We start from the raw sequence: 12,404 nt of genomic DNA, 5'->3' as shown, positions 1-12,404 counted from the left end.
CTGCTGCGGCGTCCGTGTGTTCGCCGGCCGCCCGTGTGTTCGCCGGCCGCCCGTGCGGCCTGTCCTGTCCGGCGTTCCCCGTGGACTGGCGCAGTCCTCGCCGGGTGCTGATAGCCTTAACTGTCGCTCATCGAACGGACAACAGCGACCACTCGCGGGCGCGTATAGCACGTTTTATCCGTCCGCGATGGCGTGTCGTGAACGACACGCGGGGAGGGTGAAGTTATCTTCATCACATTTGTCTCCATTTTGGCGGAACCATGCGGTTTGCTACTACATCTAGGACAACGTCGCATATTCGTGCACTAGATATCGTGGTACAGTCGATGGGGCAAATACAGAACGAAGAAGGCCGGGAGGAGCCCGGCCAAGGGAAAGGACGGAACCCAATGGACATGCAGGTTCTTGATGCGCCGCTGACCGCCGCCCCGGAAAGCGACACAGAGAACACCGTCGCGGAAGGGAAGGCAGCCATGGGCAAGGTGCTCGTCGAGAAGCGTGACGGCCGAATCGTCGAATTCGACCCGATCAACATCATCAGCGCCGTCAAGTCCGCCTTCAAGGATCTCGACAAGGAGATCGGCCCGGAGGAGGAGCAGCTGATCCGCGACCTCGCCAACCAGGTCGAAGGCGAGATCAAGGAACGCTACAACGGTCCCGCCAAGATCGAGGACATCCAGAACCTGGTCGAGCACGGTCTCATCGAAGATCATCTGTATGAGGTCGCCCGCAACTACACGAACTACCGTCTGAACAAGGACATCGAGCGCGCCAAGGCCACCGATATCAACGAAGCGGTCAGCCGTCTGGTCAACCGCGACGAATCCCTTGTGCGTGAGAACGCGAACAAGGATTCCAACGTCTATGCCACGCAGCGCGACCTGCTCGCCGGCGCCGTCTCCAAGGCGTCTGCGTTCTCCATGCTGCCCGACGCCGTGTCCAACGCCCATATGAAGGGCGACATCCACTTCCATGACGCCGACTACTCGCCATTCACCGCGATGACCAACTGCTCGTTGCCGGACTTCGGCGACATGCTCGCCCACGGGTTCGAGCTCGGCAACGCGATGATGGACTCCCCGAAGTCCATCGGCACCGCCGCCACGCAGATCACGCAGATCATCAAGGACATCGCGGGCGCCCAGTATGGCGGCCAGACCGTCAACCGCGCCGACGAGATGCTCGAGCCGTATGCGAAGCTCGACTATGAGAAGCACCTGAAGATGGCCCACGCCATGTTCCCGGACGATATGCCCGTCGACGCCGCGCAGACCGTCGTGCGCGGGCTCAAGGCCCAGGAGCCGTCCGGCCTGCACTTCGAGAACCGCGCCCCGCTGCCCGACGACGTCCCGTTCGACGCGGATGCCGACCCGATCCAGCAGATCCGTGAGATCTACGCGAAGATCATGACCCGCAAGGCGATCTACGACGCCATGCAGACCATGGAATACCAGATCAACTCCAACCGCGTGTCCAACGGTCAGACCCCGTTCGTGACCGTCGGCTTCGGCCTGGGCACCTCGTGGTTCGCCCGCGAGATCCAGCGGTCCATCCTGCTCAACCGCATCCGCGGCCTGGGCAAGGACCGTCACACCGCCATCTTCCCGAAGCTCGTGTTCACCATCAAGCACGGCATCAACGCCGACCCGGGCGACCCGAACTACGATATGAAGCAGCTGGCGCTCGAATGCTCCACCAAGCGCATGTACCCGGATGTCGTCTTCTACGACAACATCGTCAAGATCACCGGCTCCTTCAAGGCCCCGATGGGCTGCCGTTCCTTCCTGCAGGGCTGGATCGACCCCAAGACCGGCAAGGACGTCGAGGACGGCCGCATGAACCTCGGCGTCGTCACCGTCAACGTGCCACGCATCGCTCTCGAATCCCACGGCGACAAGGACCGCTTCTGGAAGCTGTTCGACGAGCGTATGGAGATCGCGCACCAGGCGCTGCAGTTCCGCATCATGCGCTGCAAGCAGGCCACCCCGGTCAACGCGCCGACCTTGTTCCGCTACGGTGCCTTCGGCCGCCTCGGCGCCAACGACAACGTCGACCAGCTCTTCCGCAACGAGCGCGCCACCGTCTCCCTGGGCTACATCGGCCTGTACGAGGCGACAGCGGTGTTCTACGGCAAGGACTGGATGCGCGACCACAGCTGGGACCCGGAAGGCAAGGAGTTCGCGCTGTCCATCGTCAAGCGCATGAACCAGCTGTGCAAGCAGTGGTGCAAGGCCGAAGGCTACCACTATTCGGTGTACTCCACGCCGGCGGAAAGCCTCACGGACCGCTTCAACCGCATGGACCGCGAGAAGTTCGGCCGCGTCGAAGGCGTGACCGACCACGACTTCTACACCAACTCCTTCCACTACCCGGTGTGGCTGTCCCCGACGCCGATGGAGAAGCTCGACTACGAGAAGGACTTCCCCTACTACGCGTCCGGCGGCTTCATCAACTACTGCGAGTTCCCGTGCCTGCAGGACAACCCCAAGGCGCTCGAGGCCGTGTGGGATTACGCCTACAAGATCGGCATCGGCTACCTGGGCACCAACACGCCGATCGACCACTGCTTCGTATGCGGTTTCCAGGGTGATTTCGAACCGACCGAAGAGGGCTTCAAGTGCCCCGAGTGCGGCAACTCCGACCCCGACAAGTGCAACGTGACCAAGCGTACCTGCGGATACCTGGGCAACCCGGTCCAGCGCCCGATGGTGCACGGCCGCCACGAGGAGATCGCCCACCGTGTCAAGCACATGAGCGGTGAGACCGGCCATGTGACACTCAAGGACGGTTCCGAGCGCGAATGGTTCGAGGAGACCAAGTAACCCGGAGCACATAATCCGGACAACCCGGACAACACCGGGGCATAGGCTGTCGGGCGGATTCCGGCGGCAGCGAACCGGGAAACAGTGATGACGGCCGCGATGCACGCTGCACGCGGCCGTCATTGCCGTGCGGGCAGACTTCGGCGGCGTGCCCGGAACACAACAAGGAGCCAAGGAGCAGGGAAGTACAGATGGCAGCAACGACATTGCATGATTTCGCGGCGGGGGAGACCGGCCGCGGCCCGTTCATCCCGACCAACCGGTCGAACAACCCGAAAGCCGGGCAATGGACGAACCGGATGAGCCACAACATGATCGCCGACTACAAGCGGTTCCTCATGACCGACGGCGAAGGCATCCGCTGCTCCCTGTACGTGTCCGGATGCCCGTTCCACTGCGTGGAATGCTACAACAAGTCGATCTGGGATTTCCAGGCCGGCCACGAATACAATGACGCGCTCGAGGCGCAGATCATGGACGACCTGTCGCAGTCCTACGTGCAGGGCATCACCTTCCTCGGCGGCGAGCCGTTGCTCAACACGGGCGTGCTGCTGCCGCTCGCGCGCAAGATCCGCGAACGGTTCGGCCACACGAAAGACATCTGGTGCTGGACCGGCTACACGTGGGAGGAGCTCATGCGCCCCGGCGAGACCCAGGACAAGCTCGACCTCTTGCATGAGATCGACATTCTCGTCGACGGCCGGTATATCAAGGACCTGCACGATTCCTTGCTGCAATTCCGCGGGTCAAGCAACCAGCGGATCATCGACGTACCGAAATCCTTCGCCGCAGGCGAACCCGTCATCTGGGGCAAACTGCACGACCAGGAGCGCTTCATCCCGGAAATCTACGGCAAGGACCGTGCCGCCGGCGAAGGCCACGACAGCATCTCCTCCGAGCAGTGAGCCGGGTGGGATGCGCGTCCCACCCGGTCACACGCCGGGAATGGCGGATTGCCGCGGGTGGCGGACTACAGCAGACCGGCGATTACAGTGGCTAGGGTGATGAAACGAATCGGGTATGCGCTGTATGCGGCGTCGCTGAGCGTGATCGTTCTTGCGATTGCCGCGCTATTCCTCGTGGTGGAGAACACCGCGGTTACGCTGATTTGGGAGGTGTGGGCCGTCCGGGTGCCGTCGCGATGGGCGGTCGCCGTGCCGGTCGCGGTCGCGGGCACCCTGCTGCTGGTCTGGGGCAAACGACGCTGGGGCGACATCCCACACACCACGCGCGATGTCATCGGCGCGTTGAAACGCGGGGAAGCCATCAACTACCACACCGCATGGCGTGACCTGCTCATCGCGCTGATCATCCTCGCCGCAGGCGCGGGCGTCGGCCCGGAAGCCTCGCTGATGGGCGCGGTCATTGCGTATTCCGTGTGGCAGTGCGACAAACTGCGCTACCTGCGCACCCATGCCGACAGCGTCAGCGCCACTCCTATGCCTCAACGTCTGCGCATGCTCTACCATCCCACACGATGGATTGAGCCGGCCGCCAGCACCACAGATGCCGCCAATACCGCTGGCGCCGCCGACTCCAAGCGCACGATCCGCGTATGCGCGGCCAACAGCCTCATCGTCATCGTCATGTTCGTCGGCATGACCACCATGCCGAAATTCTCCGATCAGGGCATGGACACCCTTGATTTCTGGCGGCGCGCCTGGATCGCGCTCCCGCTCGCCGCCTACGCGCTCGCCGTCGCCGGGGTGTGCGTGCTGTTCAGGGCTGGCATCCGTGCGCTGTCGAGGCGCGTCAACGTGCCGATGACCGTACGCCTGCTGGTCGGCGGCGTGCTTGTCGTGCTCGTGGTCACCATACTGCCGGTCCTGTCGACTTCCGGCCAACACCAGATCCACACCATCGGCACGCTGTTCACCACACTGGGTGCCGGTGCGCTCTTCGCCCTCGCCGCAGGCAAGCTCCTGTTCGCACAGCTGTGCATCGAATGCCGCTGGACGGGCGGCGATATCTTCCCGATCATGTTCGCCGCGCTCCTGCACGGGTGCGCACTCGCCAAGCTCCTGCCCGGCTGCCAGCCGGTGGTCGTGGTGATGACGGTAGCCTTCTGCACGGCCATCGTGCTGGTCGGCAACGCCCCGCTCGCCGGCATCCTCATGGCGCTGTTCTTCCCCGCGAGGCTCCTGCCGCTGGAACTTGCCGTCACCCTGCTCGCCTGGGGCGCGATGCGGGTCGCCACGGCGGTGTCCGCTGCCATGAAACGCCGGCGGACCGGGAGAACGGCGGCCCAGGCATGAACGATATGAAATCCGCGCGTAGCACGACTTGCGGTACAGGTGCCCGATGGCTGTACCGTTTCGCTGGAGGCGAGTTTCGCTGACGTCCGTATGCGTTAGCATTCACTAGAGGAAATTCGGCGGGGCGGGTGCGGGCGTATGGTGCCAAGTCGCCCGGCGCCCTGCCGACAATGGATATGAGGTGTAGATGGTGGAACAGGCTGAACATGTCATGACCGGCGAACACGGGAACAAACCGTTGCGTGTCGGTCTCGACATCGGATCGACCACGGTCAAGGCGGTGGTGCTCGACCAGGGTGACACGCTTGACGACGCGTTGTTCTCCGATTATCGGCGTCACCATGCCAATGTCCGCGCCACGGTCGCCGGCCTGCTGGAGGACATCCACGCCGCGCTCGACAAGCTGGGGCGTGGCGACGAGCCGATCCGGCTCGCCATCACCGGTTCCGGTGGCCTGACGCTCGCCGACAACATGCACGTGCCGTTCATCCAGGAGGTCATCGCCGAGACGCGCGCGATCGACCAGGAGATCCCGCAGGCCGACGTCATCATCGAACTTGGCGGCGAGGACGCGAAAATCACGTATTTGAAGCCCACGCCGGAGCAGCGCATGAACGGCTCATGCGCGGGCGGTACCGGCGCGTTCATCGACCAGATGGCCACATTGCTGGATACGGATGCGGCCGGCCTCAACGAGATGGCCAAGCATTACCAGACCTTGTATCCGATCGCTTCGCGCTGTGGCGTGTTCGCGAAATCAGATCTGCAGCCGCTGATCAATGACGGCGCGGCGAAACCGGATCTGGCGGCCTCGATCTTCACCGCCGTCGCCACACAGACCATCGCCGGCCTCGCATCCGGCAGGCCCATCCACGGCAACGTCGTCTTCCTCGGCGGCCCGCTGTTCTTCATGTCCGAGCTGCGCGAAGCCTTCCGCCGCGCGCTCGACGGCAAGGTCGACGAGTTCATCACCCCGCAAAACGCCCACCTGTATGTCGCGTTCGGCGCTGCGCTCATCGCCGGCGACGACAATGACGACGAGGACGACACGGGTACTGTCGCGGTCGCCGAGCCGCGTACCTGTGCGCAGATTCTTGACGATCTTGAGCGACTGAAGAACCTGCCGAGCAACACGAAGACCATGCCGCCGCTGTTCCCCACCGAGGCGGACCGCGAGGCGTTCAACGCCCGCCACCACCGCGAGCATGTGCATGTGGGCACGCTCGAAGGGGCGAAAGGCCCGCATTTCCTTGGCATCGACGCGGGATCGACCACCATCAAGGCGACCCTCGTCAATGACGACCGCGAAATCGTATGGTCCTCCTATGCCACGAACGAGGGCAGCCCGCTGACTGCCGCCGTGGATATCGTCAAACGCATCCAGGCGCAGCTGCCGCCCGAAGCGTGGATCGCGCGCTCCTGCGCGACCGGCTACGGCGAAGGCCTGATCTCCACCGGTCTGCACCTGGACGAGGGTGTCGTCGAGACGATGGCGCACTACCGTGGCGCCGAAATGGTCAGCCCCGGCGTGACCGCCGTCATCGATATCGGCGGCCAGGACATGAAATACCTCGCCATCAACGACGGGGTCATCGACTCGATCGCCGTGAACGAGGCCTGTTCATCCGGCTGCGGGTCCTTCCTGCAGACCTTCGCCCAGTCCATGGGCCTGAGCATCGAGGAATTCACACAGAAAGCCCTGAATTCCACGCATCCGGTCGATCTGGGTTCGCGCTGCACCGTGTTCATGAACTCCTCCGTCAAACAGGCCCAGAAGGAAGGCGCCTCCATCGAGGACATCGCAGCGGGCCTGTGCTATTCGGTCGTACGCAACGCGTTGTACAAGGTCATCAAACTGCGTGACGCCGACGCGCTCGGGGACACGGTCGTCGTACAGGGCGGCACCTTCCTCAACGACGCCGTGCTGCGCGCCTTCGAACTGCTGACCAAACGCGAGGTCACCCGCCCGAATATCGCCGGCCTCATGGGCGCGTACGGCGCCGCGCTGACCGCCCGCATGCATTACATCGACGCCGCGGACGACGATCCCGCCGCCGAACACACGCGTTCGGGTATTCTCAGCGGCCAGGCGCTTGACAACCTGTCGATGACCACGTCCCGTGACGTGTGCAAGCTGTGCCAGAACCATTGCAAGCTCACCATCACGACCTTCCAGGACGGCTCGCGCTACGTGACCGGCAACCGGTGCGAGCGCGGCGGCGACGCGAAGAAGAAGCGTTCCGACCGGCCGAACCTGTACGACTACAAGTACAAGCGCTGCTTCGCCTACCGTCGCCTGACCGACAAGAAAGCCACCCGCGGCGAGATCGGCATCCCGCGTGTGCTCAACATGTACGAGAACTACCCGTTCTGGTTCACCCTGCTCACCAACCTCGGCTTCAAGGTCATCATCTCCGGGCGTTCCAGCCACGAACTGTTCGAAACCGGTATCGAATCCATCGCCTCCGAGAACATCTGCTACCCGGCGAAGCTCGTGCACGGCCATATCAAATGGCTGCTCAACAAGGGCGTCAAGACGATCTTCTACCCGTGCGTGAGCTACGAGGAGAACCTCGTGCCCAACACCGACAACCACTACAATTGCCCGGTCGTCGCGAACTACCCGGTCGTCATCGGCGCGAACATACCCGAACTGCGCGAACCGGGCATCCGCTACATGCGCCCCTATTTCAACCTCGCCAACCATGAGCTCATGGCCAAGCGCATCGTCGAGGAATTCGCGTGGGCGAACGTGACGATGGACGAGGCGCAGGAAGCGGTCAAGGCCGCATACGCCGAAGACAAGCTGTTCAAGTACGACGTGCAGCAGGAGGGCCTGCGCGCGCTCGCCTACATGAAGGAGCATGACTGCCGGGGCATCGTGCTTGCCGGGCGGCCGTACCATATCGACCCGGAAGTCAACCACGGCATCCCCGAGACGATCTGCTCGCTGGGCATGGTCGTGCTGTCCGAGGATTCGATCTGCGAACTGCAGCCCGGCGAGGACCTGCATTTGAGCGACTACCTTGAGGCGGGGGAGAAGAGCCCCCGATCCCATGACGCCGCAGGATTCCGCGAGGTGGGCGACCGCAAAGTCACCCGTATGCCGTTGCGTGTGCAGAACCAGTGGGCCTACCATGCCCGACTGTATTCGGCGGCACGCTTCGTGTCCTCCTATCCGGGGCTTGAACTCGTGCAGCTCAACTCTTTCGGCTGCGGCCTCGACGCCATCACCACCGACCAGGTCAGCGAGATTCTCGCCGACAAGGCCGACGTGTACACCGTGCTCAAGATCGACGAGGTCAGCAACCTCGGCGCGGCCAAGATCCGCCTGCGTTCGCTGAAAGCCGCCGTCGAGGAGCGTGAACGCAACGCCAAACGGCAGCATCAGGATGCGCGGGACGGGCATAAAACGCAGTCCGCCCGAATCACGTCGGCCGCGTCGGTCGTGTCCGGCAAGCCGGTTGCGCCCGCCACGCAGGCCACGCCCGACGACGGATTCCGCCATACCGGTGGACCCGCGCCGACCCCCGGACGCCAGGTGATGCTCGACGCCGTGATGGCCGACAACCCGAAGCTCACCGAAGCGGTCAGGCAGGCATCGCGTCGCGCCGCAGCCCAAACACCGCAACTGGACGGCGCGAAGGCCGGCAAGCGCGGCGGATCGGCCCGCAACGAGGCCACGATGACCCGGTACGCACACAAGGTCCGCTTCGAGAAATCCATGCGCGAATACACCATCGTCTGCCCGCAGATGAGCCCGGTGCATTTCTCGCTGGTCGAATCCGTCATCCGCTCGGGCGGCTACAAATTCGACGTGCTCAAACACGCGAGCAATGAGGATGTGGAAACCGGCCTCAAATACGTGAACAACGACGCCTGCTACCCGGCGATCATGGTCGTCGGGCAGCTGGTGGACGCCATCATCCAGGGCAAGTACGATCCCGACCATGTGGCGCTCGCTATTTCGCAGACCGGCGGCATGTGCCGCGCCACGAATTATTATGGCCTGATCCGCAAGGCGCTGATCGACGCCGGATACCCGCAGATCCCGGTCATCGCGCTGAGCTTCCAGGGCCTGGAAAGCAACCCTGGATTCAAGGCGACGCCGGCGATGCTGGAACGCGCCGGCAAGGCGCTCGTGTACGGTGATCTGCTCATGAAATGCCTGTACCGCGTGCGCCCGTACGAGGCGGAACCGGGCAGCGCGAACGCCTTGTACGAACAGTGGGACACGATCCTGCGCGAGACCATCGAGCACCACGGGTATTCCAAGACCGCCAAGCGCGTGTACGGCAAGGGCTACTGGCTGTACCCGCAGCTGCTCAAGAAGATCGTGCGCACTTTCGACGAGCTGCCTTTGAAGAATATCCCGCGCAAGCCGCGCGTCGGCGTGGTCGGCGAGATTCTCGTCAAATACCATCCGGACGCCAACAACCATGTCGTCGACCAGATCGAGGCGCAGGGCTGCGAGGCAGTGGTGCCGGGCATCGTCGAATTCATGACCCAACACCCGTACACCGACAAGTGGAACGAGGACCATCTGGGCACCGGCGGCAGCCAGGTGGCGGACGCGATCATGCGCTGGGGCCTCAACCGCGGGCTCAACCCGGTGCGTCGTGCCATCGCCACCGCGCACGGCAAGTTCAGCCAGGACGAGCGCATGGAGCAGCTCGTCAAGACCGCCGACGAGGTCACGTCCGTCGGCGTGCAGGCAGGCGAAGGGTGGCTGCTGACCGCCGAGATCATCGAACTCATCGAATCGGGCTGCCCGAACATCGTGTGCGCCCAGCCGTTCGCGTGCCTGCCCAACCATGTGACCGGCCGCGGCATGTTCGGCAAGATCCGCCGCCTGTACCCGCAGGCCAACATCGTGTCGATCGACTACGATCCGGGCGCGTCCGAGGCGAACCAGCTCAACCGGCTCAAGCTCATGATCGCCGCCGCGAAGAAGAACCACAAGGCGCTTCTCGATGAACCGATGCGCGGCGGGCACGGCGATGCCGCCGGGCACCGCGAGGCCGCCGGACATGCGCCGTTGTCCACCGCGGACTGAACCTCCCGGACCACAGGCTGCAGACCGGCCCGCATGTCCACTGGCCGGAGATGCGGGCCGGTTGTAGTAGGGTACGCCGGCATGCGCCATGCGTGTGCCGGGCCTTCAGCGGTCAGGCGGGATGGCAAGGTCCGGTCGGGTTTGACTGGAATCGGCTGGGGTTGGCTGGTTTTGACCGGAGCCGTCCGGGCTTTGGTCAGGGCCTGCCGGGGTTGGCCGGGGCTCGGCCAGGCTCCCTGGTGATGACCCCGGCTCCGGATGCATCCGCCCGCTTCTGCCCGTCTGGTTCCATGGATGATGCCGGTTACTTTTCCATACCATCGGAACCGGACGGACAGATTGCATCTTTGGAGGCGGCGAAGCGTCCCGCCGAATCCCGCCGGTTACCCTGATAACCTCGGATCCTTGGTATTCCGCCGTTGTTTGTGTGCTGTGCCTCCGGCTGCCTCTATCCACTGCTGCTGATTCCACCGCATCCTCCTGGTTTCTGCCCCGCACCATGCCAATCGCGGCTCGAAACCGCGGGCGTGGAACAGGTCGGCAGGTCCAGGCAGGGTGGTGGCGGGCGGTTTTCGGACCGGATTCGCGGAATCCCGCTCTTTCTGGGTTGTTGGTTTATTCGGTGGACTCTCCAGTCATCCCCTGTTCCGCATCATTGTCTTCGTTACTGTTCCACACTGTTGGAATCGGACGTCGAATCTCCCGTCGTGGCATCGTCTCGAGGGCGCTGATGACGTCATCATGACATCATCATGCCGACCCCGTCCAGATGATCCGCACCACCGCCGGCAATGCCCCGATGCAATCCGCTATCAGTTTTTCGTAGAGCGTACGGCGCTGCCTTGCGCGCGTGGCGGCTCCGTTTCGCCTACGATGGCACCATGAGCACACCACGCATCAGCTACGCGCATATGAACGCCACCGTCAATCCCAAGCATGTCGACAGCCTGGTCCGTTTCTTCGAAAGCGGCGCCAAGCCGGAACGCAACGACGGTTACGGGGTCGAGATCGAGCATCTGCCCGTACGCAACGGCACCGACCAGGCGGTCAACTATTACGAGCCGAACGGCATCGAGGAGCTGCTCAACCGCATGCGCCCCTACTATGACGCCGACAAGGAATACTGGGAGAACGGGCATCTGGTGGGCCTAGCCCGCAAGGGGATCTCGATTTCGCTGGAACCGGGCGCCCAGGTCGAATGCTCGATCGGCGTGTTGCATGATCCGCAGGAGCTGGCGGTCGAATACGGCCGCTTCCGCGACGAGGTCGACCCGATCCTTGATGCGCTTGACTTCCGCCTGGTCAACTACGGCTACCAGCCGAACACCAGCTATGCCGACATTCCGGTGAATCCGAAAAGCCGGTATGCGGCGATGACCGATTATCTGGGACGCGTCGGCCAGTACGGCCTGTGCATGATGCGCGGTTCCGCCTCCACACAGGTGAGCATCGACTACCAGAATGAGCAGGACGCGATCCGCAAGCTGCGCGTCGGCACGGCGGTCGGGCCGATTCTGGCGTGGTTCTTCCGCAACACCCCGTATTTTGAAGGCGTGGGGAACCCGTTCCCGCTGTTGCGCCAGCGGATGTGGGATTTCCTCGACTGCCAGCGCACCAACCTGATCCCCGGACTGTACGATGACCGGTTCGGCTGGGAGGATTACGCGGTGGACGTGCTGAGCACGCCGATGATGTTCGCCGACCTGACGCACACCCCTGAGGCTGAAGGGTTGCCCGAAGAGCAGAAGCATCGGGCCGCGTTCCGCGACAACGCGGGTGAGATCTACCCCGATCGCGAGCTCAACGCGTATGAGATCAACCATGTGCTGTCCACGCATTTCAACGATGTGCGGTTGAAGAACTTCATCGAACTGCGTCATTGGGATTCGCTGCCGGTCGAACGCGCCCAGCGGCTGACGGAAGTCATCGGCTCGCTGTTCTACAACGATGCGAACCTGGATCGTCTCACGTCCTATTTCGACGGAACCAGCGATCTTGATGTGCTCGAGGCGAAGGCGAACCTGCAAGCCCACGGCCCTGAATCGACGCCCTACGGACAGCCGCTCGACTTCTGGCAGGAGTTCCTCGGGCTGGAAGGCCTGCTCGCCGACGTGCCGGGCGACCCCGCCCACCCTGACGTGTTCCAGGAGTAACCTGGCGGTCCCGGCGGGCATGGCATACGCGCCTATCGTAGGCATGCGCGTCTGGTCATGTTTTCCCGACACCGTTTGCCGGCACTGGCGTGTGAGTGTCGGTGGAGGGTGTCGGCTG

The 12,404-nt window shown here is 63.5% G+C and carries 5 protein-coding genes; all 5 read left to right on the top strand.

Going from position 1 to position 12,404, the window contains the following annotated elements; translation table 11 throughout:
• Positions 1-389: 389 nt before the first annotated feature.
• The 5 genes from nrdD to WD012_RS02430 all read left to right on the top strand — a co-directional run bounded on the left by nrdD (position 390) and on the right by WD012_RS02430 (position 12,286).
• Positions 390-2,822: an anaerobic ribonucleoside-triphosphate reductase gene (gene nrdD / locus WD012_RS02450; RefSeq protein WP_422614339.1), complete on the top strand. Its 2,433-nt coding sequence runs from the start codon at positions 390-392 to the stop codon at positions 2,820-2,822.
• A gap of 191 nt (positions 2,823-3,013) precedes the next feature.
• Positions 3,014-3,727, top strand: coding sequence for an anaerobic ribonucleoside-triphosphate reductase activating protein (gene nrdG / locus WD012_RS02445; protein ID WP_339562198.1), 714 nt, complete (start codon positions 3,014-3,016; stop codon positions 3,725-3,727).
• A gap of 96 nt (positions 3,728-3,823) precedes the next feature.
• Entirely contained in the window at positions 3,824-5,077 is a 1,254-nt protein-coding gene (locus WD012_RS02440; protein WP_339562197.1) for a voltage-gated chloride channel family protein, read from the top strand.
• A 187-nt stretch (positions 5,078-5,264) separates the two neighbouring features.
• Complete coding sequence (locus tag WD012_RS02435; RefSeq protein ID WP_339562196.1) at positions 5,265-10,133, top strand: acyl-CoA dehydratase activase-related protein; 4,869 nt, start codon at positions 5,265-5,267, stop codon at positions 10,131-10,133.
• Positions 10,134-11,014: 881 nt separating this feature from the next.
• Positions 11,015-12,286, top strand: coding sequence for a glutamate-cysteine ligase family protein (locus tag WD012_RS02430; RefSeq protein WP_339562195.1), 1,272 nt, complete (start codon positions 11,015-11,017; stop codon positions 12,284-12,286).
• Positions 12,287-12,404: the final 118 nt, after the last annotated feature.

The organism is Bifidobacterium thermophilum (genome assembly GCF_037482445.1).
Classification (GTDB): domain Bacteria; phylum Actinomycetota; class Actinomycetes; order Actinomycetales; family Bifidobacteriaceae; genus Bifidobacterium; species Bifidobacterium thermophilum_B.
Note: the sequence above shows the minus strand (reverse complement) of the source record. Positions and strands in the feature narration are given on the sequence as shown.